This is a genomic window from Plantactinospora mayteni, assembly GCF_016862935.1.
GTDB classification, from domain to species: Bacteria; Actinomycetota; Actinomycetes; order Mycobacteriales; family Micromonosporaceae; genus Plantactinospora; species Plantactinospora mayteni.
On sequence record NZ_BONX01000030.1, the window covers coordinates 23162 to 49375 of the forward strand.

Sequence of the window (26214 nt, forward strand, 5' to 3'; positions counted from 1 at the left end):
CTCAGCCGGCCGACGGCTCGACGCGGTCAGGTGCGGCGAGCCGGCCCGCGGCGGCGAGCGCCGCGATGTCGGTCCGGTGGTGCGCCCCCGGCAGATCGATCCCGGCGACCAGCGCGTAGGCGGCCACCCGGGCCGCGTCGAGGTCTGTGCCGAGGCCGGTACCGGAGAGGACCCGGCCTCCGGCGGAGACCAGCGCGCCGTCCGAGGCGCGGCGCGCGGTGCCGGCGTGCGCGACCCCGGCCCGTTCGGCGCCGGTGATCACGTCACCGGTCCGGGGGGTGCCCGGATAGCCCGCCGAGGCGAGCACGACGGTGACCGCCGCACCGGACCGCCAGCGCAGCGGCGGATGCCCGGCCAGCGTACCGGTGGCCGCCGCGTGCAGCAGGCCGGCGAGCGGCGTCTCCAGCAGCGCGAGTACGGCCTGCGTCTCCGGATCGCCGAACCGCGCGTTGAACTCGATCACCCGTGGCCCGTGCCGGGTGATGGCCAGCCCGACATAGAGCAGCCCGCCGAACGGGGTACCCCGGCGACGCATCTCGGCCAGGGTCGGGCCGACCACGGTGGCCAGTACCTCGTCGACGGTCCCGGGGGGCAGCCACGGCAGCGGCGCGTACGCCCCCATGCCGCCGGTGTTCGGGCCGGTGTCGTCGTCGCCGACCCGCTTGAAGTCCTGGGCCGGCAACAGTGGCAGCGCGGTCTCGCCGTCGGTGACCACGAAGAGCGACACCTCGGGTCCGGCCAGGTATTCCTCGACGACCACCCGGCCACAGCCGGCGGCGTGGTCGAGTGCCGCCGACCGGTCCTCGGTGACCACCACGCCCTTGCCGGCGGCGAGCCCGTCGTCCTTGACCACGTACGGCGGGCCGAACTCGTCCAGCGCCTGCGCCACCAGCGCGGACCCGACGCCCGTACCCGGGGTGTCGACCGTCCGGGCCCGGCCCGTCGGTACGCCGGCCGCCGCCATCACGTCCTTGGCGAACGCCTTGGAGCCCTCGATCCTGGCCGCCGCGCCGGACGGGCCGAAGCAGGCGATGCCCTTGGCGCGTACCGCGTCGGCGACCCCGGCGACCAACGGCGCCTCCGGCCCGACCACGACCAGGTCGGCCTGGACCTCGACGGCGAGCGCGGCGACCGACGCCGGATCGGTCGCCTGCACCGGGCGCAGCTCCGCGACCTCGGCGATGCCCGGGTTGCCCGGTGCGGCGATCAACTGGTCGACGGTCGGGTCGACGGCCAGGCCGAGCGCCAGAGCATGCTCCCGCCCGCCGCCACCGATGAGTAGTACGCGCACGGCCACCGATCCTACGGGTCCGGCCCGGAGCCGCTGACGTCCGGCCGGAGTCGACTCGCGATGCTCAGCTCGCCGTCCCCGCCCCGGATCAGGTCGCGGTCCTCCCCGAGGCTCGCCGTCCTCCGCAGGGTCAGCTCGCGGTCCGTGCCGGGATCAGTTCGTGGCGGACGATGTTCTCCTCGCGGCCGGGGCCGACGCCGACCACGCTGACCCGGGTACGGCACAGTTCCTCGATCCGGGCCAGGTAGCGGCGGGCGTTCTCCGGCAACTCCGCCTCGGACCGCGCCTTGGAGATGTCCTCCCACCAGCCGTCCAGCTCCTCGTAGATCGGCTTGGCGTGGTGGATCGCGGTCTGCGTCATCGGCATGTCGTCGTACCGCTTGCCGTCGATCTCGTAGCCGACGCAGATCGGCACCTTCTCCAGCCCGGAGAGGACGTCGAGCTTGGTGACGACCAGGTCGGTGATGCCGTTGAGGCGTACGGCGTACCGGGCGATCACCGCGTCGAACCAGCCGCACCGGCGCTCCCGGCCGGTGGTGGTGCCGTACTCGGCGCCGACCTTGCGCAGGTGCGCCCCGTTGTCGTCGAACAACTCGGTCGGGAACGGCCCCGACCCGACCCGGGTGGTGTACGCCTTCGTCACCCCGATCACCTGGTTGATCGCGGTCGGCGGGATGCCGGACCCGACACAGGCACCGCCGACCGTCGGGTTGGACGAGGTGACGAAGGGGTAGGTGCCGTGGTCCATGTCGAGCATGGTGGCCTGGGCACCCTCCAGCAGTACCGTCTCGCCCCGGTCCAGCGCGTCCCAGAGCACCACCCGGGTTTCCGCGATGTACGGCCGCAGCCGCTCCGCGTAGCCGAGGTATTCCTCGGTCACCGCGTCGACGTCCAGCGCCTTGCGGTTGTAGACCTTGAACAGGATCTGGTTCTTCTCCCGCAGCGCGAGTTCCAGCTTCTTGCGCAGGATGCCCGGGTCGAGCAGGTCCTGTACCCGGATGCCCATCCGGGCCACCTTGTCGCCGTACGCCGGGCCGATGCCCCGGCCGGTGGTGCCGATCCGGGACGAGCCGAGGTAGCGCTCGACCACCCGGTCCAGCGCCCGGTGGTGCGGCATGATCAGGTGCGCGTCGCCGGAGATCCGCAGCCGGGAGACGTCCACGCCCCGCTCGGCCAGCCCGTCGATCTCCGAGATCAGCACCTTCGGGTCGACCACGACACCGTTACCGATCACGATCATCGCGCTCGGCGAGAGCGCGCCGGACGGCATCAGGTGCAGCGCGTACTTCTGGCCGTCCGGGGTGACCACCGTGTGCCCGGCGTTGTTGCCGCCCGAGTAACGGACGACGTAGTCGACCCGGTCACCCAGCAGGTCGGTAACCTTGCCCTTGCCCTCGTCGCCCCACTGCGCCCCGATGAGCACGATCGCCGGCATCTCTAAACCCGCCTTCAGGGGGCTCGGGTGCCAGGTGGCGACCGCGTGGCGAGCCCGAGGTGTCAGGCTAACAAAAAGTGACGACCCGGCCGGCAGAGGCCGGGCTGGCGGCAGGAGGCGACTCCCGGTGTACGACGTGGTACTGCTCACCCTCGCCCCGGGTGAGGACGACCCGGCGGGCTGTGGCGCGGGCGGCGACTGCTGCTCGTCCGGTGCGGCGCCCGGCCGGGCGGACTGCGCGGACACCCCACGGGTACCGGTGCTGGCCTGCGCGGACGCGCTCACCGAGCGCGGCGCCCGGGTGGAGACGGTGACCGCGCGATCGGATCGGGAGATCGACGCGGTGCTTGCCCGGCTGGACGGTCCGCCCCGAGCGGACGGGCTCGACTGGCCCGATCCGGACGGCAAGACCCGGCTCGTCGTCGCTACGGCGAGTGACGCACAGTTACGCGCCGTCATGCGCCGGCTGGTCCGCCGGTACGCCCCGCCGCCCCGCCGCCGTCCGGCCGACCTCGCCGACAACCGCACCGTGCCCGACCTGCCGGCGATCGGCGTACTGCCGCTGGATCCGAGCCGGTCGGCGGTGTCCGAACCGCCCCGGGACCTCGCCGGTCAGCTCGGGCTGCCCCGCGAACCGGCGGCGGTCGCCGCGGCCGTACTCGACGGGCGGGTGCGCCGGCTCGACCTGCTCCGCAACGACGGCGGCTCGGTCACCCTGGACGGCGCGCTGCTCGGTGCCGCCAACGACGCCGGTACCCCGTTGGCCTGGCGGGGCCGGGTGGAGGTGGACGACACCGTGCTGTCGGCCGGCGACGATCCGCTGTTCGCCTGCGCGATCGGCAACGCGGGCGGCTACGCCGAACTGGGCGGGGTACGCCTGCTGTCCACGGCGGACGCGGCCGACGGCGCGGTCGAGGTCGCGGTGGCCGTACCGGTGACCGACCGGTCCCGCTGGGGCCGCCGGACAGTACGCCTCGAAGTGCGCCGGGCCCGGGGCCGTGCCGTCGCGGTCACGCCCCGGGATCGGGAGGTTCCGTTCCTGGACGACGGGGTGACGGGAACGCTGAACCGCAAACGATCGTGGTGGATCGAGCCGGGGGCATGGGCGGTGTACGACCACTGATCGCTTGTGGAAGGCTGTAGGTGGGGACCTCCGTGCCCGGCCCGAGGCCGATCGGCGGGCATATCCTCGGATGTGTGGGAGGGAGGTAGGTAGGTCGTGGTGAACAATCATGGAGACCGGGTGTACGTGCCCGGCCAGGTGCCGGCGGCGCCGCAGGAGGCCGAGCCGCTGTGGCCACCGGACGAGATCGTCGCCGAGCCGCGCGACGAGTCCAATCCCATCAGCTGGGCACCGACGCCACCACCGCCTCCGGACGCGACCCCGCCAGGCCCGATGGGCGGCGTTCCGCAGCCCGTCGCGCACCAGCCCTACCAGAGCACTCCGCCGCCTGCGGTCCCCGCTCCGCCACCCGCGTTCCCGGTACCGCCGGTCCCGTCCGTGCCGCCGGTCGCGTCGGTGCCGCCCGCGTTCGGTCCCGGGCCGGCTGTTCCGCCGGCCCCACCCGTTCCGCCGCCGCCGGTCCCGCCGGTGACCGCCATACCAGTACACCCGCCGACGCCGCCGGTGACCGCCGTACCGGTGCACCCGCCGACACCGCCCGTGCCGGCGCCGCCCGGTCCGGCCCCGAACAGCGGCGCGGTGGAGAGCCCGGTGCACTCGCCGACCCGGGTCTGGCCCACGGTCGCCCCGAGCAACCAGGGCCGGGCCTCGGTGGGTACCGGTGACGTCCGCCGCCCCGACACCACCGGCCGGCCGGAGAACACCGGTGGCCCGGACGCGGCCGGCCGGGCCCGGCCGGATTCCCCGGACCGGCCGGCGAACGGCGAGGAGCGCACCGGCGGCACCGGTACGGCCGAGCCCCGGCCCGCCGGCAAGGCGAGCGTCAGCCCGACCGCCGGCAAGGCGACGGTCAGCCCGGTGAGCCCGGCCGCCGGCAAGGCGTCCGTCGCTCCGGCCGCTGGCAAGGCGACGGTGAGCCCGACGGCGGGCAAGGCGACGGTCGGCCCGGCGACCGGGGCGACCCCGGCCGCCCCGACCAGCGGCGCCGCCCCGACCGGCGGTGCCCACCCGAGCAGTGGGGCGCAGCCGAACGGCGGGACGAATCCGAACCGCGACGCGGCTCCGACGAACGGGTCCGCCTCGACCAGCGGTGCGACCCCGACCGGCGGGGTGGCCGCCTCGACCGGTGGAGCGAGCCCGGTCAGCGGAGCGAGCCCAGTCAGCGGGGCGGTGGCCGGAGGCGCCGGGGCGGGCGAGTCGTCGTCCGGTGCGGAGGAGAGCAGGCCGGCTACCGCCCAGGGCAGCGCGGACGGGGCGGCCGAGGCCGGTATGGCGAAGCCGGAGGCCGAGCCGGCCAAGCAGCGGGAATCCGCCCGCGCCGCCGAGCCCGCCCGTGGTCGGGCGACGCTGCCCGCCACCAGCCGGGCCCAGCCGGACGGCGGCCCGGCCGGGCGGCCCGCGGAGTCACCGTGGGCCCAGCCGCCGCAGCGACCGGTCGGCCCACCTCACGGCGTCGCGGCACCGATCGCGGCACAGCCGATCCCGCCACCGCCGGTGACCGCGCAGCCGGTACCGCCGCAGCCCGTCTCCGGGCCCGGTCCCGATCCGGCGGCCGGATCGGCCCCGCCGGTCGGCCCGTACCCGCCGACGATCACCCCGGGCCCGTACTCGGCGGCAGCGCGTCCGGTGTCGGCCTATCCACCGGCGCCGTCGCCCCAACCGCCGGGCCCGCCCCAGCCGCCGGTCACGGCATACCCGGCGTACCCGCCACAGCCGCCGGACCAGCCCGGTCCGCCGGGTTATCCGAGCCAGCCCGGCTATCCGAGCTACCCGCCGCCGCCCCCGCCGATTTCTGGCCCGCAGTCCGGCTGGGCACCACCGCCGCCCCCGCCGGTCCCGCCGCACCCCGGGGTCACCGAGGTGCCGCAGCAGCCGTACGCCGAGTCGGCCGGGGTGCAGCGGGTGCCGCCACAACCGGCGAACGCCTACCCGGACCCGCTCTGGACACCGGACTCCGGCACTCCCACCGCCGAGGACTTCGCCCGGCGCCGGGCGGTACGCCCCGCCGACCCCGTCGCGCAGATGGGGGTACGCGCCGCCGTCAACAAGACCACCCTGGGGCTGGTGAAGCTCTCTCCGGGGCGGCACGAGCAGGAGATCAAGCACGACATCGAGATGATCCGCCGGAACTTCGGCGGGCTCCGGCAGGTGACCGTCGTCAATCCCAAGGGCGGTGCCGGCAAGACGGTGGCGATCCTGCTGCTGGCGATGACCTTCGGGCAGAAGCGCGGCGGGTACGTGCTGGCCTGGGACAACAACGAGACCCAGGGCACCCTGGGAATGCGGGCCCAGCAGGACTTCCACTCCCGCACGGTGCGGGACATGCTGCGCGACCTCTACCAGTTCCGGGGCGCGCAGGGCCGGGTCGGCGACCTGTCGCAGTACGTACGCTCGCAGAGCGAGGGGATGTTCGACGTCCTCGCCTCCGACGAGTCGGCGACCGGTGGCGAGATGCTCACCGCCGCCGCCTTCGCGGAGATTCGCGAGGTGGTCAGCCGGTTCTACAAGTTGATCTTCGTGGACACCGGTAACAATGTCCGGGCCCAGAACTGGCAGGCGGCGATCGACGCCACCGACCAGCTCGTGGTGACCATGTCGGCCAGGAACGACTCCGCCGAGACGGCCGCCCGGATGCTCGACCACCTGGAGCAGAGCGGCCGGCAGCGACTCGTCCGGCAGGCGGTGACGGTGGTCTCCATGCCGCCGTCCCGCAAGGAGATCGACCTGCCGGCGATCGAGCGGCACTTCGCCGCCCGGACCAGGGTGGTGCTGTTGGCCCCGTACGAGCGTTTGATCGACACCGGCGAGCCGATCCGGTACGCCCAGCTCTCGTCCGCGACCCGGGACGCCTGGCTCAAGATCGCCGCATCGGTGGCCGAAGGGCTCTGACCAGCCTGGACGCCAACGGATCAACGAATACGAAGCCGTACTGGCCGGCCGTCCGACCCGAGCACCACCAGCGTGCCGTCAGCGGTGCCGTACCCGTCGACCAGCGCGGCGACCCGCAAGGCCCGGTTCACCACGTCAGTAGAGTTCCGCCCCGGCAGCCGGTCCAACGCCGATGCACCGGCAGGCGTCAGGTTGACGGTGACCCGACGTACCCAGCGGGGCGAACCCGTCACCGGCCGGGCCGTGAACAGCGGCGCCGCTCGTCCCCGAACACGGGCCAGCCGCCGAACCGGGTCGGCAGGTTCCAGGCCACCCGGTTCACCCGATCCGGTTGCCCCACCGGAGCCGGACCGGATGCCTCGACCCGAGTCGCGTTGGCGGTTTCGGCCGGAGCCGCGCCGGGGGCGTACCCACCCCGCTGGTTCGGGTACGACGTCGCCGGTCCGACCACGTCGACCACCCGTACGTCGCGGCCGTCCCGCCAGCGCCGCCACCATCCTCTGGACACGTCGTGCTCCCGTCCTGGGCACGGGACGCGGCGGCCGGGTCTGTCCGGCACCGGCCGCCGCATCCGGACCGAGGGTCGGGACCGGCGCCTCGGAGGGCGCGGGCACCGATCCCGACCAGCAGTTCGCCGCCCGATTTGCCGATCGGAGGGCTTACCGGCAGTCAACCCGGACTGAGGTGTTGTCGGGAACTGGTGACCACGTCAGCCGACAATCTGGCGACCGAGGGCCGCGAATCGCGTCGAAGAGACGGGCGTACGGGGTTATCCGGCGTCATCGCTCGGATCGGCGGCGGGCCGCAGGTCCGGCCCGTCGACCTGCACCGCCATCGCTCCGGCGGTCACCGCGTCGGCCACCGCCACCGGCAGCGGAAGCCCTTCCGCGAGCCGCACCGCCAGGGCGCCCAGGAACGCGTCCCCGGCACCGGTGGTGTCGACCACGGACACCCGTCGGGCGTCGATCAACCCCGTGCCGTCGGCGGACGCGTAGGCGGCGCCGCGCGCCCCGGCGGTCACCACCGACGAACGGGGGCCGAGGGCGCGTAGCTCGCGCGCGAGTACGACCGGATCGTCGTCGCGCCGACCGAGAATCGCCGCAGCCTCGTGCTCGTTGGCGACGAAGACGTCGAGCCCGGCGAAGACCGCCGGCCCGATGTCGGGGTGCGGTACGAGATTGCCGATGAGCAGTCGGGCGCGCTGCTCCCGCAGAACCGCGTCGACGGCCTCCGGGCGCAGGTCGAGTTGCGTCACCACGGCGAACGGACGCACCCGGCGGAATCCGGTCCGCACGTGCTGTCCGGTCAGTTCGGTCTCCGGAGACAGGGCCAGCACCACGTAGCTCTCCCCGTCGGGCGTGACCTCGACGATCGCCACGCCGGTCCGGGCGGCCGGCAGGAGTTGGAAGCAGGGCAGCTCGACAGCGGCTTGCCGGAGCGTCCTGACCAGGAGACGGCCCCAGTCGTCCGCGCCCGCGTTCGCGAGCAGGGCGACCCGGGCGCCCGCGCGAGCGGCAGCGACGGCCTGGTTGAGGCTCTTGCCGCCGGCCGTGGTCAGCGCCGGCGAGCCGAACGCGGTACGACCCGGCGTCGGGCGGTGCGGTATTCGTACCGTGAGGTCCACGTTGGCACGCCCCACGACGAGCACGTCCACAGCCGTCGACAGCGAGTCGACGGGCCTGCGACCGGTCACGGCCGGACGGCCAACTGGTCGAGCAGGTCCTTGACCGCCGGCCGTGCGCTGAACGCTGCCAGGTGGCTCCCCAGTGCGGAGATCTCCTGGCGGATCCGGGCCGATCCGGTCGTGTCGGCCAGCGCCAGGGCAGCAGCCCCCACCGTGGCAGCCTGGTCGGGCTCCGCAGCCGCCAGGTAGGCGTGCGCCGTCCGGGCCAGGTAGCGGCCACGCTCCCGCTGGTAGCCGGTGGGCCACTCGCTGATCGCCGCCGTGAGGCTGGCGATGGCGCGGCACGGCTCGTTCAACCGCAACCAGCCTTCGCCCGCGTTGGCCGAAAGGTACGCGGGGGTGCAGAAGGAGCCGAGCGCGTCGCCGTCGGCGCTGCCCTGCTCGGCAAGGCAACGGGCCTGGTGGAGAGCGGCCTGGAAGCCATGGCGGTCACCGTCGATGGCGCTGCCCCGGGCGGACAGCACAGCGGCGAACGCCCGCACCGGCGCCGGGGCGCCAGCGGTACGGGCCGCAGCCCGACCCAGCCCGACCACCCGATCCTCGTCGTCGGTGCCGATCGCGCGTTGCGCCTTCCGGGCCAGCACGTACGCACAGAGTTCCCGGTCGTCAGCCTCCTGCGCCATGCTCACCGCACGATCCAGCAGGCGGCTTCCCGCCTCCCGGTTCCCGAGGTCGTCGCTGAGCCAGCCACCGAACTCGGACCAGCTCGCCTCCGTACTCAGCAGTTGATCCCGGAGTTCTCCCCGGGCTTGCCTGCGCAGCTCGGCGATGACCGCGATCTGTTGATGCACCGTCGGCAGGACACTCAGTCCACCGAGTCGGTTGTCGGCCCGTACGAGAAGTGCGCGCAGTGCCGCGAAGTGGCCGACGACGGCCGGGTCGACCGTTCGGGGCACGGCGACGCCGAGGGCGACCGACGCCGAGGTCGTGACGGCACCGGCCGTGAGTTCCAACAGGGCACGACGGCTGACCCTGAACGCCCGGGCAGGTCCGTCCGACACGACGGTCAGAATAACGGTCTCGCCGTCGACCACGTCTGGCCCGGACGGCTCGCAGGCGAACACGTCGGGCATCGGTCGCGGCGTCCATCCCGATGCCGACGCCGGGATGCTCGGCGCGTTGTTTTGCTGCTCGTCGGGCGGCGGCAGCAAATCCGTTGCCCTGGCCGCGCGTTGCCGTTCGCGGGCCCGGGCAAGACGGGTCTTGTACCGCCGCTCCAACTCCGCCACCTGCTGGTAGCCGGCCAGCAGCGCTCCGCCGGTCGACAGACACCGATCGGCAGCCTCCCAGAAGCTCCGTGGCGCCTGTTCCCGACCCGTCTCTATGTTCGCGACGGCGCTCCGCGAGTAGCCGATTCGCGGGCCGAAGCCGGCCTGGGTCAGCCCGGCAGCCCTGCGCCAGGCGGCGAGTTGCCGGCCGAGGTCCCGCCGTGCCTCGGCCACCTGTTCCGGCGTGGTCATCGGTGACACCGCCAATCCGAATCGTGATCGGCACGTCACTGGATTTTCGCAGACCCCGCAAGTGTGCGGGCTTCCGCAGCGCCGCCCGTCAAGTCGCGTGCGCAGCCAGCACAGCATCCGACCCGGCGAGTCGGTCGGGCCGGGTCCGCACGCCTACCGGAGAGAGGTCGGGGTCAGGTGCCGGAGAGGGCGTCGCCGGCCGCCGGGTCGCAGTCGCGGAGGAACTGCGCGCAGCGGGCCGCCTCGTCGGACTCGCCGATCTCGCCGGCCGCCCGGGACAGCACGTGCAGGCAGCGCAGGAAGCCCTGGTTCGGCACGTGGCTCCACGGCACCGGACCGTGCCCCTTCCAGCCGTTGCGGCGGAGCTGGTCCAGGCCCCGGTGGTAGCCGGTGCGCGCGTACGCGTAGGCGGCGACGACCTGGCCGGAGTCGAACGCCCGCGCACCCAGGGCCGCCCAGGCGGCGCTGAACGTCGGATGCTGCGCGGCGACCGAGGCGTACGCCTCGTCGGTGTCCGCCGCCCGCGCGGCGGCGAGTACCGCCTCGGCCTCGTCGTCTCCGGGCAGGAGGGTGGCCGGCGGTTCGGGCAAGAGGTTCTGCATCGGACCATTCAACCCGGCCGCCACCAGCGCCGGCGAGCGGGGTGTGTCACGTGGGATGACTGAACGGCTGAGGGATCCGTCCCGCGTGCGGCCGGTGCGGTTCGGGCCGGACTGGACTAGAAATAGAGATCCGGAGCCTCCCCAGGACCCGGTAAACAGAGAGCCCGGCGACCCGGTGTCGCCGGGCTCTCGCCGGCTTCCCCCCGTCCCGTACCCGGTGTGCCGTTCCAGCCCGTTGCGGGTCCGGCGCGCGGGCCGGTTGCCCGGCCGGGGCAAGATGGCAGGGTGCCCACCCCACCCCCCGCCGACGTACTCGAACCGCACGACGACACCGTCGACGAGATCGAGTCACGCGCGGAACTCGATCTTCATCTCCGGACCGGCAGCCTCGCCGGGCTGGCCGTGCAGGGGCTCCGGCTGGATCTCGATCCGGTGCCCGACCTGACCACGGTCGACCTCACCGACACCCTCTTCGCGGGGTGCCGGTTCGTCTCCCGGGAGGTGGAGGCGGAGCTGGTCCGGCGCGGCGCGACCGTGGTACCCGACTTCGCGGCGCTCCCGTACCCGACGCACCCGTCCCGGCTCTACACCGCCGGCGAGCTGGCCGCCGGGTTCGACATCGGCGGCTTCGCCGGGATGTACGACACCGTGGTCTACGAGCACTTCCGCAGTCATGGCGGTGCGCTGCCGGAGTTGCGGGAGGCGCTGACCCAGCGGCTGCACGACCACGCCGTCGACAACGCGCTGGCCGACGCCACCCGGTCCTGGCTGGCCCGGCACGGCCCGGGTTCGGTGGTCGGGGTGATGGGCGGGCACGCGGTGCCGCGTGGCACCTCGGCGTACCGGCTGGCCGCGACGCTGGGCTGGGAACTGGCCCGGGCCGGCCGACTGGTGGTGACCGGCGGCGGGCCGGGGGTGATGGAGGCGGCGAACCTCGGCGCCTACCTCTCCGAGCGGTCGGCGGCCGACCTCAGCTCGGCGATCGACCTGCTGGCCACCGCGCCGGACTTCACCGACCACGACCCCTACACGGCGGCGGCGCTCCGGGTGCGGGCCCGGTTCGAGCCGGCGGTACCGGCGCAGGCCCGCAACGGCAGCGCGAACGGCAATGGCAGCGACGGCAACGGCAGCGGTCACCGGGAGGCCGACCCGCACGGCTGGGCCCGGCGCGGCGGGCTGGCCATCCCCACCTGGCTGTACGGGCACGAGCCGGCGAACCTCTTCGCCGGCCGGATCGCCAAGTATTTCTCCAACGCGATCCGCGAGGACACCATCCTCCGGCTGGCCCGGGGCGGGATCGTCTTCGCCGCCGGGCGGGCCGGCACCGTGCAGGAGGTGTTCCAGGCGGCCACCAAGACGTTCTACGGCACCGACGGCGAGAGCGGGCCGTACGTCTTCCTGGACAGCGCGTTCTGGACCCAGACCCTGCCGATCGAGGCGCTGCTGCGCCCGCTGCTGGCCCTCGCGCCCGCCGGTGACCTGGCCCGCTCGGTGCACGTCACCGACGACGTACACGAGGCTGTCCGGCTGCTCACCACCACCCCGTAGCCGGCACGGGTGGGCCGGGTCCGGGTTCGGGACCGTGGCCCACCCGCCACCGGGTGGAGTGCCGGAAACTACTTGGCCAGCGTCGTACCGGTCGAGCGGAGGTGCTCGCACGCCTCGGCGACCCGCTGCGCCATGCCCGTCTCGGCCGCCTTGCCCCAGACCCGGGGGTCGTACATCTTCTTGTTGCCGACCTCGCCGTCGACCTTCAGCACCCCGTCGTAGTTGCGGAGCATGTGGTCCGCCACCGGCCGGGTGAAGGTGTACTGCGTGTCGGTGTCGATGTTCATCTTCACCACGCCGTAGTCGAGCGCCTCGCGGATCTCCTCCAGCAACGAGCCCGAGCCGCCGTGGAAGACCAGGCTGAGCGGCTTGTCGCCCTTGTTGTACTTGGCGCCGACCGCCTGCTGGATCTCGTTGAGGATCTCCGGGCGGAGCTTGACGTTGCCGGGCTTGTAGACGCCGTGCACGTTGCCGAAGGTCAGCGCCGCCATGTAGCGGCCCTTCTCACCGAGGCCGAGCGCGTCGACCATGGCGATGCCGTCCTCGACGGTGGTGTAGAGCTTCTCGTTGATCGCGTTCTCGACGCCGTCCTCCTCGCCGCCGACCACACCGACCTCGATCTCCAGCACGATGTGCCCGGCCGCCGCCTCGTCGAGCAACTGCGCCGCGATCTCCAGGTTCTCCCCGACCGGTACGGCGGAGCCGTCCCACATGTGCGACTGGAAGAGCGGCTCCTCGCCCCGGGCCACCCGCTCCTTGGAGATCGCCATCAGCGGCCGGACGAACTTGTCGAGCTTGTCCTTGGGGCAGTGGTCGGTGTGCAGCGCGACGTTGACCGGATAGTTCCTGGCCACCTCGCGGGCGTACGCGGCAAAGGCCGACGCGCCGGTCACCATGTCCTTGACGGTCGGGCCGGAGAGGTATTCCGCGCCGCCGGTGGAGACCTGGATGATGCCGTCGCTCTCCGCGTCGGCGAAGCCGCGCAGCGCCGCGTTCAGGGTTTGCGAGGACGTCACGTTGATCGCCGGGTACGCATAGCGGCCCGCCTTGGCCCGGTCCAGCATCTCGGCGTAGACCTCAGGGGAAGCGATGGGCATGTGAAACGCTCCTTACTAACCGCTCTCGGCCTGCTCGGCCGCTGTCTGGATGACCTCTTCCCACCTCCCCTCGCGGGCCCCTGGTCCGCCGGTGAGGGTCGATGCGCGGGCGCCGCGCGGCTCAGGTGGGAAAAGACTCGATGAATGCGCCCGGACCGCGCTGTCCTCCGCCCAGAAGTATCCCGTAGTCCGCTCGCACCAATTCAACCCACCCGGCCCCGGTTCAGCGTTCGGACCGGCCCGGCCATACGACACCGAGCAACCAGCTCACCACGGCCATCACGATCGCGCCGTAGAAGGCCGGCCAGAAGCCGTCGATGGAGAACGGTAGGTCGAACACGTGCGCGATCCAGTCCGTGAGCAGGAATAGCAGGGCGTTCACGACCAGCGCGAAGAGCCCCAGGGTCAGCACGTAGAAGACGCAGCCGACGACGTGGATGATCGGCTTGAGTACCGCGTTGACCACCCCGAAGATGAACGCCACGACGAGTACGGTCAGCGCGTTGTCCAGGGTCGACCGGCCGGTCAGCTCGATTCCGGGCACCACCAGAGTGGTGATCCACAGCGCCAACGCACCGATCACCAGCCTGATCAGGAAGCCCACCGCCTCATCGTGGCACGCGACCCGGAGCCGGACGGGCGGTTTAGCCCGCTCCGCGACCGGGCACGGTGCTCCGGGTACGGGCCATCCGATCAACCCGTACGGTGGAAGCAGCGGCACCGACCGGCAGGAGTAGGACATGGGCCAGCCCGACGAGGACTTCGCTCCCGGTGACCACCTCAGTCCGGACGAGCGCGACCCGGAGGCGCCGGCCGAGGACGCCGTGGAGCAGGCGACCGTCGCGGACCCGAACACCGAGGACCAGCCGGCCGTCCAGCGCGGGCTGGAGGTCGACGAGTGGGACGCGCTGGAGCAGGCCCGGGTCGTCGGCCCGCAGGACGACGACTACCGCTGAGCCGCCGGCACCGGTAACTCCGCCGGACTCCCCGGGACCGTCGACGCTCCGCCGGAGATCTCCGTCCCCTCGCCCGCCCCGGCGAGCAGCCGGCGGTAGACCCCGGTCAGGATCTCCGCCTGGGCCGCCCAGGTCCAGCCCTCCAGCAGCCCCGGCCGGTCGTACGCGGCCCGGTAGCGCTCCCGGTCCGCCAGTACCGCCCGGACCGCGCGGACGTAGTCGGCGACGTCCTTGGCCCGGAACACCTCGCCCTGGCCGGTCGACCGGACCGTCTCCGCCATCGTCTTCACATCGCTGACCACCAGCGGCAGCCGGGCGTGCGCGTACTCGAAGAACTTGGTGATCAGCGCGATCTCGTGGTTGGGCCAGTGGTGGATCGGGATCGCCCCGACGTCCGCGCCGGAGAGGAACGGCACCACCTGCCAGTGCGCGACGTACGGCAGCACGTGCAGCCGGTCGGCGACACCGATCCGCTGTGCGTGCGCGACGATCTTGCGCACGTACGGGAGGTCGGGGTTCACCACCAGCGCGGTGTGCACCCCCGGCAACTCGGGCAGCGCGTCGACCATGGTCCGCAGGCCACGCGGCTCGGCGGCGCTGCCGCTGTAGACCACCAGCGGCACGTCGAGCCCGATCCCGCAGCGCTGCCGAAGGTCCGGTACGGACCCGTCCGCCCCGCTCGGGGCGTGTTCGGCGGCGGGGGCGTTCAGCACCACGGCCGGCTGCTCGGTGAGCTGGTGCTCGGCGCGGAGCAGGTCGCCGAGCGCGTCGGAGACGGTGACCACGGCGTCGGCGTGCGGAGCGTACTCGCGCTCGTGTGCCCGCATCGCGGGCAGCCAGCGGATGTTCGGCTGCCACGGCCGGATGCCCGGCAGGAACTCGTGGGCGTCCCAGACGAGGGTGACGGGTCGACCGGCCGCCTGTGCCCGGATCTTGGCTCGGGCGCCCACCCCGAGCATCCGGAAGTCGTTGGCGTGGATCAGGTCCGGCGCCAGCTCGTCGACCACCGGCCCGTACGCCAGTTCGTAGTCCCAGAGCCCCGGTTCGAGCCGACGCCAGGCCCCGTCGCCCAAGGTCAACTGCCAGAACAGCGTGTACGCCCGGTCCCACGGGTTGCGGTAGCGGCGGGCGTAGAGGCCCCGGTTGTGCATCTTCGTCCGGACCCAGACCCAGCGGTCGGCCAGGTCGGCCAGGACCAGCCGGGCCCGGTGCCAGAGTTCCGCCGTGCGGTCGCGCCGGCCGGCCCGGGCGGCGAGTGCGAGTTGGGCGCCCCGGAACCGCAGGTCCGCCCGCCAGGCGGCGACCTGCTGGGCCCGGTACTCGGCGATCCCGTTCGGCGGATAGCCGAGCGGCCAGCGCAGCCAGGCACGCCGGTACTGGTGACGCTTGCGGAACAGCGGCTCGGGCATCGGCAGCAGCCGGACCTGCGCCCCGCCGAGCTGCCAGCTCTGCGAGGCCGTGCTCGGCGAGCGGCCGAGCAGGACCACCTCCCAGCCGGCGTCCGCCGCCGAGCGGGCCTGCTTCTGCACCCGGGAGTCCCCGTTCACGCCGTTGTCGACCAGCATGACGATCCGGCCCGGCCTGTGGCGGCCTGCCCCGGCATCGTCAGGCGCCATCGTTCGTCTCCGTCCCCACGCACCGCCCCACGGACCCGGCGAGTGTACGGGCCAACCTCGGCGAACAGCGCGGGAACGACGTGACGCGGAGGTGAACAGCACACTACGGGAACCGGTCGACGGCGCCGAACGGTTCAGGTCGAAAGGTTCAGCGGGTGACCCGGTCCGGGTGCTTGTCGACCCATTCGGCCAGGGTGTCCCGCTGGAGCGCGTCGAACAGGCTGCGGCTCTGGGCCGGGTCCAGGCTCTCGACCTGGCCGACCGGCCCACGGTCCGGGTGGTACGTCCAGCCGATCCCCACCGCGTCCGCCGCGGCCACCGTGCGCAGCGTGCCGAACAGCTCCGGCGGGGTCATCCCGTCGAGGTCGAGGGTCAGGTTCCGGCCGAGCACCCGGACGATCTCCGCGACCCGGACCGGGTTCAGCCCGTTGGCCGGGTCGGTGACCTCGTGCAGCAGCGCCTCGGCGAACCGCTGCCCGTTGCGGTCCCGGTCGTGCGCCCCCTGGTCCAGCCGGTACCGCTGCCGGAGCAGGTCCTGCGCGGCGGCGCCGTCGAGTTGCTGGCAGCCGGCCGGGAAGACCCGGGCGGTGTGGTAGGACCGGACCTGCTGCGGCAGGCACACCCGGACCCCGCCGACCGCGTCGGTCAGTTGGCGCAGCCCGGCGTAGGTCAGCGTCGCGGTCGCGTCGAACCGGATCCCGGTCAGCGCCGTGACGGTCCGTTCGGTCAACGCGGCACCGGCCGCCAGGTCGGGCCGGCTCCCGGGCCGGTGACTGCCGAGGTAGAACGCGGCGCTGAGTTTCCCGAAGCCGTGCTCGGGCACCTCGACGCCGAGGTCCCGGGGGATCGACACGAGATAGAGCCGGCTCCGGTCCGCCGGCACGTGCACCATCAGCACGGTGTCCGCGCGGTGGCCGTTGCTCCGGCCGTCCCCGCCGTCGAGGCCGAGGACGAGGAAGTTCAAGGGCTCGGCCGGACCGGTCGGCCGGGTCGCGAGCGGCGGTGCGGGGACCTCCGACACCGGCGACATCCCCACGGTACGGCCGAGCGTCGGCAGCGCGAGCACGCCGAGCATGGCGAGGGCGGCCCCGGCGACCTGGGCGACACGGCGCCGGCGACGTCGACCCACCGCCCGGCGGTCGATCGCCGCGCGCAGCGGTCCGGCCTCCGGGGCCAGCGACTCGTGCCGGGCGAACGCCGCCCGCAACTCGTCCTCGACCGTTCGTGGGTCCGGGCCACCGGCCGACCCGTCCGGCCCCGGCGAGCCGTCGAACACCCGGATGTCGTCGTCGCTCACTTCAGACCTCCACGAATTCGGCACGTAGGGTGGCGAGGGCGCGCGAGATGGCCGACCGGACGGTTCCGACCGCGCAGCCGAGCACCTCGGCGATCTCGGCGTCCGGCAGGTCCTCGTAGTAGCGGAGCACCAGCGCGGCCCGCTGCCGGCGCGGCAGCCGGGACAGCCAGCTCCACACCTGGTCCCGGTCCGCGGTGGCCTCGGCGTGGTCGACGCGTACCGCCAGGGCCTCGTCGGGCTCCGCGCGCAGCAGCACCCGCCGTACCCAGGAGCCGCGCTGCCAGTCGAGGTACTGGTTGGTCAGCATCCGACGCACGTACCGTTCGGGCGCGTCGGCCCGGTCGACCCGTCGCCAGTTGAGCTGGACCCGCACCATCGTCTCCTGCACGAGATCCTGGGCGAGATGGGGATCGCCGGTCAGCATCACCGCGTAGCGCAGCAGCGCGGTGAGTCTGGAGTCGGCGAACTCCTCGTACGTCACGGGCACCTCCGGGCCTCTCCTCCCTTATAGACGGAAGGGCGGGACAGGAAGATTGCCTGACGCGGAACGGGTCCGACGACGGGGCCAAGTTGCTGGTGAAGTTGCTGGTGAAGTTGCTGGTGAACGCGGCCGAGGACGCCCGCCGACGGTAATCGGCGCGACGGGGCGGTCGGAAAGCTGTCAGCATTGTCGACGTGTTGATCACCGTGACCACGACCCACCAGCCGGCCACCGACCTGGGCTACCTGCTCGTGAAGCATCCCGACCGGGTGCACACCTTCGGGATGCCCACCGGTACGGCGTACGTGGTGTATCCGGAGGCCGACACCGAGCGCTGTACCGCCGCCCTGCTGCTCGACATCGACCCGCTGGCGCTCTCCGGGGCCCGAACCCGGCGGGGCGGATCCGGGCGGGGCGGCAACCCGACGCCGGACGGCTTCACCCTCGGCCAGTACGTCAACGACCGGTCGTACGCCGCCTCCAGCCTGCTCTCCTCGGCACTCTCCACCGTGTTCCGCTCGGCGCTGCGCGGGAACTCGAAGGACCGGCCGGAGCTGGCCGCCACCGCGATCCCGCTGGAGCTGCGGGTGCCCGCGCTGCGCTGCCGGGGCGGAGCCGAGCTGACCGAGAAGCTCTTCGCCCCGCTGGGCTGGACGGTGACCGCCGTCCCGATCCCGCTCGACCCCAGCCGCCCGGACTGGGGCGACAGCCGGTACGTCGATCTCACCCTGACCGGTACGCTCCGGCTCGCCGACGCGCTCAACCACCTCTACGTGCTGCTGCCGGTGCTGGACGACGCCAAGCACTACTGGGTCGCGCCGGACGAGATCGACAAGCTGCTCCGGGCCGGCGCCGGCTGGCTGGCCGAACACCCGGAACGCGGGCTGATCACCCGCCGCTACCTGGCCCACCGGCGGGCGCTGGCCGGTGCCGCACTGGCCCGCCTGGCCGAGCAGCGGCTGGCCGACGAGCCGGCCGACCCGGACTCCATCGTGGAGGCTCCGGACTGCGGGGCGGACGAGGAGGCCGGCCTGCCTGCCACGGTCGACCGGCAGCCGCTCGCGGCACTGCGCCGGGCCGCCGTACTCGCCGCGCTGGACTCCTCCGGCGCCACCCGGGTACTCGACCTCGGCTGCGGCGGCGGCGCGCTGCTGACCGATCTGGTGAAGAACCGCCGCTACACCGAGATCGTCGGCACGGACGTCTCGTCCCGGAGCCTGACCGTGGCGGAACGCCGGCTCCGGCTGGACCGGCTGCCGCCCCGGCAGCGCGAGCGGATCAAACTGTGGCAGTCCGCGCTGACCTACCAGGACGACCGGCTGCGCGGGTACGACGCCGCCGTGCTGATGGAGGTGGTCGAGCACCTCGACCCGCCCCGCCTGCCGGCGCTGGAGGCGGCCGTCTTCGGGCACGCCCGGCCGGAGACGGTGGTCGTGACGACCCCGAACGTCGAGTACAACGTGCGGTACCCGGGGCTGGCCGCCGGTGCTTTCCGGCACACCGACCACCGGTTCGAGTGGACTCGGGCCGAGTTCGCGGACTGGACCGGCGCGGTCGGCGCCCACTACGGCTACGCAGTCACGATCAGTGGCGTCGGCGCCGACGACCCCGAGGTCGGCAGCCCCACCCAGCTCGCGGTCTTCACCCGCACCGCCCCCAACCCGACACCGCAGCCGACCGACCTGGGAGACGCCCGATGAGCACGCTGGACATTCCGGAGCTGGCCCTGGTGGCGCTGGTCGGCGTCTCCGGCTCGGGCAAGTCGACCTTCGCCCGCCGGCACTTCGCGCCGTCCCAGGTGCTCTCCTCGGACACCTTCCGGGCGATGGTGGCCGACGACGAGAACGACCAGTCCGCCTCCGGCGACGCCTTCGACGTCCTGCACTACGTCGCCGGGAAGCGGCTGCGCGCCGGCCGGCTCACCGTGGTGGACGCCACCAACCTCCAGCAGCACGCCCGGGCCGGGCTGGTCACGGTCGCCCGGGAGCACGACGTACTGCCGGTGGCGATCGTGCTGGACGTCCCCGAGCCGCTCTGCTGGGAGCGTACGCAGGCCCGGCCGGACCGGACGTTCGCCCGGCAGGTACTCGGGCGGATGCAGCGGGACCTGCGGCGCAGTGTCGGTCGGCTGGAGCGGGAGGGCTTCCGCAAGGTGCACGTACTGCGCGGCGTCGAGGAGATCGAGGCCGCCGAGATCGGCTACGAGAAGCTCTTCAACGACCGCAAGGAGCTGACCGGACCGTTCGACATCGTCGGCGACGTGCACGGCTGCCGGGCCGAGTTGGAGGCGCTGCTGCTCCGGCTCGGCTGGACGCTGCACCGCGACGAGGACGGGCGGCCGGTGAACGCGACGCATCCGGAGGGGCGTACCGCGATCTTCGTGGGTGACCTCGTCGACCGCGGGCCGGACTCGCCCGGCGTACTCCGGCTGGTGATGGGGATGGTCGGGGCCGGCACCGCGCTCTGCGTGCCCGGCAACCACGAGCAGAAGCTGCTGCGCAAGCTGCGTGGCCGCAACGTCACGGTGTCGCACGGCCTGGCCGAGACGCTGGCCCAGCTCGACGGCGAGGAACCCGGCTTCGTCGCCGAGATCTCCGCGTTCGTCGACGGCCTGGTCAGCCACTACGTGCTGGACGGCGGCCGGCTGGTGGTCGCGCACGCCGGGCTCAAGGCCGAATACCAGGGTCGGGCGTCCGGCCGGGTCCGGGCGTTCGCGCTCTTCGGCGAGACCACCGGCGAGACCGACGAGTACGGCCTGCCGGTGCGCTACCCGTGGGCCCGGGACTACCGGGGCTCGGCCACGGTCGTCTACGGCCACACCCCCACCCCGGCTCCCGAGTGGGTCAACAACACGATCTGCATCGACACCGGCTGCGTCTTCGGCGGCACGTTGACCGCGCTGCGCTACCCGAGCCGGGAACTCGTCTCGGTACCGGCCGCGAAGGAGTACTACCCGCCGGCCCGGCCGCTGGCCGCGACGCCGGGCGGGCCAGCGTCCGCCGCTCCGGACGGGGCCGCCGGCACCCGGGACGACCTCGGGCTGGACCTGCGGGACGTCACCGGGCGTCGGCACCTCGACTACGGCTACGGCACGGTGACCGTACCGGCCGAGAACGCCGCCGCCGCGCTGGAGGTGATGAGCCGGTTCGCCGTCGACCCGCGCTGGCTGCCCTGGCTGCCGCCGACCATGGCGCCCTGCTCCACCTCGACCGTCGACGGCTTCCTGGAGCACCCCGCGCAGGCGCTCGAGGACTACCGGCGGGCCGGGGTCGACCGGGTGGTCTGCGAGGAGAAGCACATGGGCTCCCGGGCGGTGGTACTCGTCCGCCGGGACGAGGTCGACCCGGCGGCACCGGCCGCCGCCGGCCGGTTCGGGCCGGGGGACGGGGTGGTCTACACCCGGACCGGCCGGCCGTTCTTCGGCGGCGCGCTGGACCGGGCGCTGCTGGCCCGGGTACGCGCCGCGATCGGCAGCGCCGGGCTGTGGGCCGAACTCGACACCGACTGGCTGCTGCTCGACTGCGAACTGCTGCCCTGGTCGGCCAAGGCCGGCGCGCTGATCCGGGAGCAGTACGCCCCGGTCGGCGCGGCGGGCCGGGCCGCGCTGCCGGCCGTACTCGACGTGCTGGCCGGGGCGGCCGGGCGGGACCTGCCGGTCGCCGACCTGCGGGCCCGGATGGCCCGCCGGGCGACCGACCTCGACCGCTACACCGAGGCGTACCGCAGCTACGTGCGGCCGACCGACGGCCTCGCCGGGGTGACCCTGGCGCCGTTCGCCGTGCTCGCCAGCGAGGGCGCCTCGCACGCCGGCCGGGACCACGGCTGGCACCTGGCCCTGGCCGACCGGCTGCACGCCGCCGATCCGGAGCTGTTCACCCCGACCCGACGCCGGGTCGTCGACCTCGCCGACGAGGCGGCGGTCGCGGCGGCCACCGACTGGTGGCTGGAGCTGACCGGCTCCGGCGGCGAGGGGATGGTGGTGAAGCCGTACGCCGGGCTCGGTGCCCGGGACGCCGAGGGTCGGCTGCTCCAGCCGGGCGTGAAGTGTCGCGGCCGGGAGTACCTGCGGATCATCTACGGCCCGGAGTACGCCGAACCGGACCAGTTGGCCGCCCTCCGGCACCGGTCGCTGGGGCGCAAGCGCGGGCTGGCCCTGCGCGAGCACGGGCTCGGTCTGGCCGCGCTCGACCGGCTGGCCGAGGGCGCCCCGCTGTGGCGGCGGCACGAGCTGGTCTTCGCGATCCTCGCCTGCGAGTCGGAACCGGTCGATCCCCGACTCTAGGAGCACCCCTGCCCTGGTCGGCGGCTGGTCGATTCCGCCGCCGACCGGGGTGCCCGTCCGGAATGCGCCGGCCGGTCCGGTCCGGGTACCCCCGGCGGTGGCATCGCGCGGCGGCTGTCGGGAACGTCCGCCTAGACTGCTGTGGTACCCGCCACCATGCTGGTGGACCCTTCACCCGCGCCATGCCGAGTGTTCCGGAGGTCTCCTCGTGCCGACGCCCACCACCACGCTGGCCCTGGGTCCGGATTGGCTGGATCCGGAGTGGTTGATCTCGACCTTCGGGCTGCTCGGCATCCTGGCCATCGTCTTCGCCGAGTCCGGGCTGCTGATCGGCTTCTTCCTGCCCGGCGACTCGCTGCTGTTCACGGCCGGCCTGCTGACCGCCGACGGTCAATACATCACCTACCCGTTGTGGCTGGTCTGCCTGCTGATCACGATCGCGGCGATCGCCGGCGACCAGGTCGGGTACGCGTTCGGCAAGAAGGTCGGTCCCGCGCTGTTCCGCCGCCCCAACTCGCGGCTGTTCAAGCAGGAGAACGTGGTCAAGGCGCACGAGTTCTTCGAGAAGTACGGCGCCCGATCGGTAGTACTGGCCCGGTTCGTGCCGATCGTCCGTACCTTCACCCCGATCGTCGCCGGGGTCAGCGGGATGCGCTACCGCACCTTCGTGCTCTACAACGTGATCGGCGGCATCCTCTGGGGTACCGGGGTCACCGTGCTCGGCTTCTTCCTCGGCCAGATCCCGTTCGTCAAGACGAACATCGAGCTGATCCTGATCGCCATCGTCGTCATCTCGGTGATCCCGATCGTCATCGAGCTGCTCCGGGCCCGGATGGCCGCCCGGCGCGGCACCACCCCTGCCGAGCGGGACGAACTGGAGCACGCGGCCCAGGAGACCCAGCAGCACCGCCGCGGCTACTAGGTCCAGCGGGATTCGGCGGGTAGGTCAGCGGGATCGTCGGGGCCGGCGACAGCCTCCCCCGACGGCTACCCACAGCGGCGCGGCCGGCAACTCGCTGGTCGCGCCGCACTCGACCCGAGCCGGCACCCCCAACTCAGACGCTCGTTCCGCCGCCGTCGAGCCGGGCCAGCACCTCAGCTCAGGCCCTGGTCACGCCGCCCACGACCCGGGCCCGGCGGCTCAGCTCAGACGCGGATCTCGCCGGCGTCGCCCGGCCCGGCACCTCAGCTCAGACGCTTGTCGCGCCGGCGTCGAGCCGGGCCAGGAACTCGGCGGGCAGCTCCGGCAAGTCGGCCAGCCGCCCGGCGGCGAGCGCCCGGTACGTCAGCCGGGCCGCCTCCTCCAGGTTGGCGGCCCGCTTGTGCGCCAGTTCCACACTGTCGGCCAGCACCGAGCAGCCGTGCCGGCTCAACACCAGACAGTTGGTGCCGTCCCGGGTCGCGTCGGCGGCCAACTCGGCCAGTTCGCTGGTGCCGGGCAGCCGGAACGGCACCCGGGCGATCCGGCGCAGGTAGAAGCCGTGGTCGGTGGTGACCAGCCGGATCTGTTCGCCGAGCGCGTCGAGCAGCAGCACGGTCTGCGGGTGCAGGTGGACGATCGCGTTCACGTCCGGCCGGGCCCGATAGGTGGCGAGGTGCAGGGCGACCTCGCTGGTCGGCAGGGTCGCCGACGCCGACGGGCCGGCTGCGGTCTCCACGCTCGACGGGCCAGCCTCGCCCTGGACGTGCGGGGGCACGGAACGCCGCGTCACGGCCACACGGGCGGCGGCGGGCACACCGACGGAAGCGGAGGCACCACCGGCGACCGAGGGTACGGCGCTCGGTGCCCGTTGTGCGGGCAGCGTCGTACCGTCCGGGAGGGCAGCACCGTCCTGGCGGGTCTGTCCGGCTGTCCGGCTCGGCCGTGCCGGGCCGGCGTCGAGGGCCGGACCTCCAGAGCGGAGTGGATCGTCCGAGTAGGTCGGCGGTTCCGTACGGACGGAACCATCCGATATCCGCACTCGGACGAAGGACGGACGGTCAAGCCGGTCCAGCCAGGTGCCGCCAGCGGTCACCCAGCAGGAATCGCCGTCGGGCAACCGGGCGGACAGGTTGCCGCCGGAACCGATCACCAGACCGGTCCGGACGACGTCCTGCCCGACGTACGCGAGCTGATCCCGCAGGTCTCCCCGGAGATAGTTCACGCCGGAAGCCCACCCCGCCCCACCGCGTCAGCAGCGGTTGGACCGTCTGGCGCCGTCCTGCACAGGGCGGACACCAGACGGTCCGGACGCTGATTCAGCGGGCCTTCTTGGTGGCCCGCTTACGCGGCGGGGTCAGCAGATCGGCGATCGTGGCGATCGCCGTCGGCACCAGTCGGTAGTAAGCCCACACGCCCCGCTTCTCCCGCTCCAGCAAGCCGGCTTCGGTGAGGATACGGAGGTGGTGGCTGACCGTCGGCTGGGAGAGACCAAGCGGCGCGGTGAGGTCACACACGCACGCTTCGCCCTCCGGTGCCGACTGGATCAGGCTGAGCAGCCGAAGCCGAGCGGGGTCGGCAAGGGCCTTGAGGACCCCCGCCAGCCGCTCAGCGTCGGCGCGCTCGATCGGCTCGCCGGCAAGCGGCGAGATCTGAGGCATAGTCATTTCGGCCAACGCAGTTCCCACGTATTCCATCCTTCCACCAGCAGCATCGACCCGCCTGCATATCAGCAGATCCGAATCGGCAAACTTTTAGGCCACTAGGCCGAGGTCAGCCAACGTATAGGCTGCCCGGTATGGCAATCCGGCGGCTCGTACGGCGTCGCCCGCACCACGATCAACGATAACCGCCACGCCCACGACCTCGGCTCCGGCCTCTCGCAACGCCTCCACCGCGGTCAGCACACTGCTTCCCGTGGTAGAGGTGTCCTCCACCGCCAACACCCGGCGGCCACTCACCTCCGGACCCTCGACCCGGCGCTGCAACCCGTGCGCCTTGCCGGCCTTGCGCACCACGAAAGCGTCGAGTCGACGCGGCGTCGCCGAGGAGGCGTGCAGCATCGAGACGGCGATCGGGTCCGCACCCAACGTCAGGCCGCCAACCGCGTCGTAGTCCCAGTCGGCCGTGAGGTCGAGCATGATCCGGCCGACCAACGGTGCCGCCGCGTGATGCAGGGTCACGCGCCGCAGATCGACGTACCAGTCCGCCTCACGACCCGAGGACAGCACCACCCGACCGTGCACGACGGCAAGGTCAGTGATGAATTTACGCAGGTCGTCGTGGTCCCCCATGGCCGGTAAGGGTACTGCGCCAAGGTGAGAGCCGAATGGCCGACCCGGCGGGAGGGCCGTTCGCATCAGTCTGACGGTGGCCGATGGGTCGAAAAATCGGCTACTCTCCGCACTGAATCTTGCCCGCGGCCGGCCGCCGTCAGGGCAGCGGTGGAAGGGCCGGATCCGGGCAGTACGACCGGATCACAACTCTCCGCGACCGGTCCGTCCCCGGGCGTCCCTGGCCACCGCCCGCCAGATCCGGCCCGGCGCGTGCCGCAGGCCGAAGACCGCCACCTTGTATCTCCAGTCCGGAACACTGACCATGCGATCCCGATCCAGGTCACGAAGGGCGTCCCGCACCACGTTGTCGGCGCGCAGCCACATCCAGTCCGGGGTCTTCGACATGTTGATGCCGGCCCGGTCGTGGAACTCCGTACGCGTGTAGCCGGGGCAGAGCGCCATCACCCGTACGCCCATGGGCCGGACCGACTGGGCCACCGACTCGCTGAAGTTGGTCACCCACGCCTTGCTGGCCGGGTACGTCGACCCGGGCATGACCGGCCCGAAGCCCGCGACGGAAGAGACATTTATCACTGCCCCGTGGCGCCGCTCGGTCATCCCGGGTAGGGCGGCGAGGGTCAGCCGGAGTACGGCGTGCACGTTCAGCCGGAGCAGCCGGGACTCGTCGGAGACGGTCGAGTGCAGGAAGGACCGGTTGAGGCTGATCCCCGCGCTGTTGACCAGCAGGTCGACCGGCGTCGACGCGTCGGCGAGCCGCTCCTCGACCGAGCCGCACCCCTGGTCGCTGGCCAGGTCGGCCGGGAGGACCTCGACCCGGTTGCCGTGTCGGCCGGTCAACTCGGCGGCGGACTCCGCGAGCCGCTCTCCGTCCCGGGCCACCAGCAGCAGGTCGTAGCCGTCGGCGGCGAGCCGTCGGGCGAATGCCGCGCCGATCCCGGCCGTGGCGCCGGTGACCAGGGCGCGGCGGGTTCCGCTCCGGCCCGCCCCGGGGTGCTGATCGGTTTCGGCTCCGGTGCCCGACGGGGGAACGGCTGCTGCCACTGACTTCCTCACCTCGACGCTTCGGCGGCGTACGGCAGGATCCGGCACCGGCCGAGGCGGACCGCGACGCGAGGCTCCACCGGGCGGCGTACCGGATCAGGGGGTACCGCTCCCACAACGTAGCGGAGCGCCTGGAATCGGAAAAGACCGTCACCAGGCGAGGAGAGGCGCCAGCGGCACGCTGACGCCGACCGCC

22 protein-coding genes and 1 pseudogene are annotated in these 26214 nt (G+C 72.9%); 7 read left to right on the forward strand and 16 right to left on the reverse strand.

The features are described 5' to 3' along the window. Position 1: 1 nt before the first annotated feature. Complete coding sequence (gene purD, locus Pma05_RS21970) at positions 2–1291, reverse strand: phosphoribosylamine--glycine ligase (RefSeq protein WP_203859338.1); 1290 nt, start codon at positions 1289–1291, stop codon at positions 2–4. A gap of 130 nt (positions 1292–1421) precedes the next feature. Continuing rightward, positions 1422–2726: an adenylosuccinate synthase gene (locus Pma05_RS21975; RefSeq protein ID WP_203859339.1), complete on the reverse strand. Its 1305-nt coding sequence runs from the start codon at positions 2724–2726 to the stop codon at positions 1422–1424. A 127-nt stretch (positions 2727–2853) separates the two neighbouring features. Here Pma05_RS21975 and Pma05_RS21980 point away from each other — a divergent pair, with 127 nt between their 5' ends. After that, positions 2854–3849, forward strand: coding sequence for a diacylglycerol kinase family protein (locus tag Pma05_RS21980; protein WP_203859340.1), 996 nt, complete (start codon positions 2854–2856; stop codon positions 3847–3849). Positions 3850–5019: 1170 nt separating this feature from the next. Next, positions 5020–6738, forward strand: a complete 1719-nt coding sequence (locus tag Pma05_RS44355; RefSeq protein WP_425567697.1) for a MinD/ParA family ATP-binding protein — start codon at positions 5020–5022, stop codon at positions 6736–6738. A gap of 229 nt (positions 6739–6967) precedes the next feature. On the opposite strand, the gene Pma05_RS21990 is transcribed toward Pma05_RS44355, so the two are convergent. From Pma05_RS21990 to Pma05_RS22005, 4 genes are all read right to left on the reverse strand, one after another. Continuing rightward, positions 6968–7246 carry a hypothetical protein gene (locus Pma05_RS21990; RefSeq protein ID WP_203859341.1) on the reverse strand — a complete coding sequence of 93 codons (279 nt, stop codon included), beginning with the start codon at positions 7244–7246 and terminating at the stop codon, positions 6968–6970. A 261-nt stretch (positions 7247–7507) separates the two neighbouring features. Further along, positions 7508–8431 carry a PfkB family carbohydrate kinase gene (locus Pma05_RS21995; protein WP_203859342.1) on the reverse strand — a complete coding sequence of 308 codons (924 nt, stop codon included), beginning with the start codon at positions 8429–8431 and terminating at the stop codon, positions 7508–7510. Beyond that, positions 8428–9882: a helix-turn-helix domain-containing protein gene (locus Pma05_RS22000; RefSeq protein WP_203859343.1), complete on the reverse strand. Its 1455-nt coding sequence runs from the start codon at positions 9880–9882 to the stop codon at positions 8428–8430. The genes Pma05_RS21995 and Pma05_RS22000 overlap by 4 nt, the downstream gene beginning before the upstream one ends. Positions 9883–10055: 173 nt before the next feature. Then, the gene (locus Pma05_RS22005) at positions 10056–10484 is read right to left on the reverse strand and encodes a DUF3151 domain-containing protein (RefSeq protein WP_203859344.1); all 429 of its coding nucleotides are present in this window, start codon (positions 10482–10484) and stop codon (positions 10056–10058) included. 285 nt (positions 10485–10769) lie between these two features. Here Pma05_RS22005 and Pma05_RS22010 point away from each other — a divergent pair, with 285 nt between their 5' ends. Further along, complete coding sequence (locus Pma05_RS22010) at positions 10770–12032, forward strand: LOG family protein (RefSeq protein WP_203859345.1); 1263 nt, start codon at positions 10770–10772, stop codon at positions 12030–12032. 68 nt (positions 12033–12100) lie between these two features. Here Pma05_RS22010 and fbaA read toward each other — a convergent pair whose 3' ends face one another. Next, a complete protein-coding gene (fbaA, locus tag Pma05_RS22015) occupies positions 12101–13129 on the reverse strand; it encodes a class II fructose-bisphosphate aldolase (RefSeq protein WP_203859346.1) in 1029 nt (342 codons plus the stop codon). 223 nt (positions 13130–13352) lie between these two features. Beyond that, positions 13353–13733 (reverse strand): phage holin family protein, encoded by a 381-nt coding sequence (locus tag Pma05_RS22020; RefSeq protein ID WP_203859347.1) that lies wholly within the window; start codon positions 13731–13733, stop codon positions 13353–13355. Between the two features lie 136 nt (positions 13734–13869). Here Pma05_RS22020 and Pma05_RS22025 point away from each other — a divergent pair, with 136 nt between their 5' ends. Beyond that, entirely contained in the window at positions 13870–14085 is a 216-nt protein-coding gene (locus Pma05_RS22025; RefSeq protein ID WP_203859348.1) for a hypothetical protein, read from the forward strand. Here Pma05_RS22025 and Pma05_RS22030 read toward each other — a convergent pair. The 3 genes from Pma05_RS22030 to Pma05_RS22040 form a co-directional block, all read right to left on the reverse strand. Next, entirely contained in the window at positions 14076–15650 is a 1575-nt protein-coding gene (locus tag Pma05_RS22030) for a glycosyltransferase family 4 protein (RefSeq protein WP_203859375.1), read from the reverse strand. The genes Pma05_RS22025 and Pma05_RS22030 overlap by 10 nt on opposite strands. Positions 15651–15849: 199 nt before the next feature. Next, positions 15850–16998 (reverse strand): LCP family protein, encoded by a 1149-nt coding sequence (locus Pma05_RS22035; RefSeq protein ID WP_239312837.1) that lies wholly within the window; start codon positions 16996–16998, stop codon positions 15850–15852. A 1-nt stretch (position 16999) separates the two neighbouring features. Beyond that, the gene (locus Pma05_RS22040; RefSeq protein WP_203859377.1) at positions 17000–17479 is read right to left on the reverse strand and encodes a SigE family RNA polymerase sigma factor; all 480 of its coding nucleotides are present in this window, start codon (positions 17477–17479) and stop codon (positions 17000–17002) included. 194 nt (positions 17480–17673) lie between these two features. Here Pma05_RS22040 and Pma05_RS22045 point away from each other — a divergent pair, with 194 nt between their 5' ends. The 3 genes from Pma05_RS22045 (at position 17674) to Pma05_RS22055 (ending at position 22683) form a co-directional block, all read left to right on the forward strand. Beyond that, positions 17674–19179 (forward strand): 3' terminal RNA ribose 2'-O-methyltransferase Hen1, encoded by a 1506-nt coding sequence (locus tag Pma05_RS22045; protein ID WP_203859349.1) that lies wholly within the window; start codon positions 17674–17676, stop codon positions 19177–19179. Further along, positions 19176–21761, forward strand: coding sequence for a polynucleotide kinase-phosphatase (locus tag Pma05_RS22050; RefSeq protein ID WP_203859350.1), 2586 nt, complete (start codon positions 19176–19178; stop codon positions 21759–21761). The genes Pma05_RS22045 and Pma05_RS22050 overlap by 4 nt, the downstream gene beginning before the upstream one ends. Positions 21762–21969: 208 nt before the next feature. Beyond that, a complete protein-coding gene (locus Pma05_RS22055) occupies positions 21970–22683 on the forward strand; it encodes a DedA family protein (RefSeq protein ID WP_203859351.1) in 714 nt (237 codons plus the stop codon). 268 nt (positions 22684–22951) lie between these two features. Here Pma05_RS22055 and Pma05_RS22060 read toward each other — a convergent pair whose 3' ends face one another. The 5 genes and pseudogenes from Pma05_RS22060 to Pma05_RS22080 form a co-directional block, all read right to left on the reverse strand. Continuing rightward, positions 22952–23473, reverse strand: a complete 522-nt coding sequence (locus Pma05_RS22060) for a class II aldolase/adducin family protein (protein ID WP_239312843.1) — start codon at positions 23471–23473, stop codon at positions 22952–22954. A 234-nt stretch (positions 23474–23707) separates the two neighbouring features. Then, positions 23708–23905: pseudogene (locus Pma05_RS43530) on the reverse strand (class II aldolase/adducin family protein); the annotation flags it as partial. Positions 23906–23999: 94 nt separating this feature from the next. Further along, complete coding sequence (locus Pma05_RS22070; RefSeq protein ID WP_007073957.1) at positions 24000–24377, reverse strand: ArsR/SmtB family transcription factor; 378 nt, start codon at positions 24375–24377, stop codon at positions 24000–24002. A gap of 57 nt (positions 24378–24434) precedes the next feature. Next, a complete protein-coding gene (pyrE, locus tag Pma05_RS22075; RefSeq protein ID WP_203859352.1) occupies positions 24435–24974 on the reverse strand; it encodes an orotate phosphoribosyltransferase in 540 nt (179 codons plus the stop codon). 183 nt (positions 24975–25157) lie between these two features. Further along, the gene (locus Pma05_RS22080) at positions 25158–25934 is read right to left on the reverse strand and encodes an SDR family NAD(P)-dependent oxidoreductase (protein ID WP_239312846.1); all 777 of its coding nucleotides are present in this window, start codon (positions 25932–25934) and stop codon (positions 25158–25160) included. Between the last annotated feature and the right edge of the window lie 280 nt (positions 25935–26214).

Bases quoted from the DNA above. Each gene is read 5' to 3' on its own strand.
- fbaA (WP_203859346.1), bottom strand. From the start codon at position 13,129: ATGCCCATCGCTTCCCCTGAGGTCTACGCCGAGATGCTGGACCGGGCC.
- Pma05_RS21975 (WP_203859339.1), bottom strand. From the start codon at position 2,726: ATGCCGGCGATCGTGCTCATCGGGGCGCAGTGGGGCGACGAGGGCAAG.
- Pma05_RS22000 (WP_203859343.1), bottom strand. From the start codon at position 9,882: ATGACCACGCCGGAACAGGTGGCCGAGGCACGGCGGGACCTCGGCCGG.
- Pma05_RS22005 (WP_203859344.1), bottom strand. From the start codon at position 10,484: ATGCAGAACCTCTTGCCCGAACCGCCGGCCACCCTCCTGCCCGGAGAC.
- Pma05_RS22025 (WP_203859348.1), top strand. From the start codon at position 13,870: ATGGGCCAGCCCGACGAGGACTTCGCTCCCGGTGACCACCTCAGTCCG.
- Pma05_RS22030 (WP_203859375.1), bottom strand. From the start codon at position 15,650: ATGCTGGTCGACAACGGCGTGAACGGGGACTCCCGGGTGCAGAAGCAG.
- Pma05_RS22050 (WP_203859350.1), top strand. From the start codon at position 19,176: ATGAGCACGCTGGACATTCCGGAGCTGGCCCTGGTGGCGCTGGTCGGC.
- Pma05_RS22070 (WP_007073957.1), bottom strand. From the start codon at position 24,377: ATGGAATACGTGGGAACTGCGTTGGCCGAAATGACTATGCCTCAGATC.
- pyrE (WP_203859352.1), bottom strand. From the start codon at position 24,974: ATGGGGGACCACGACGACCTGCGTAAATTCATCACTGACCTTGCCGTC.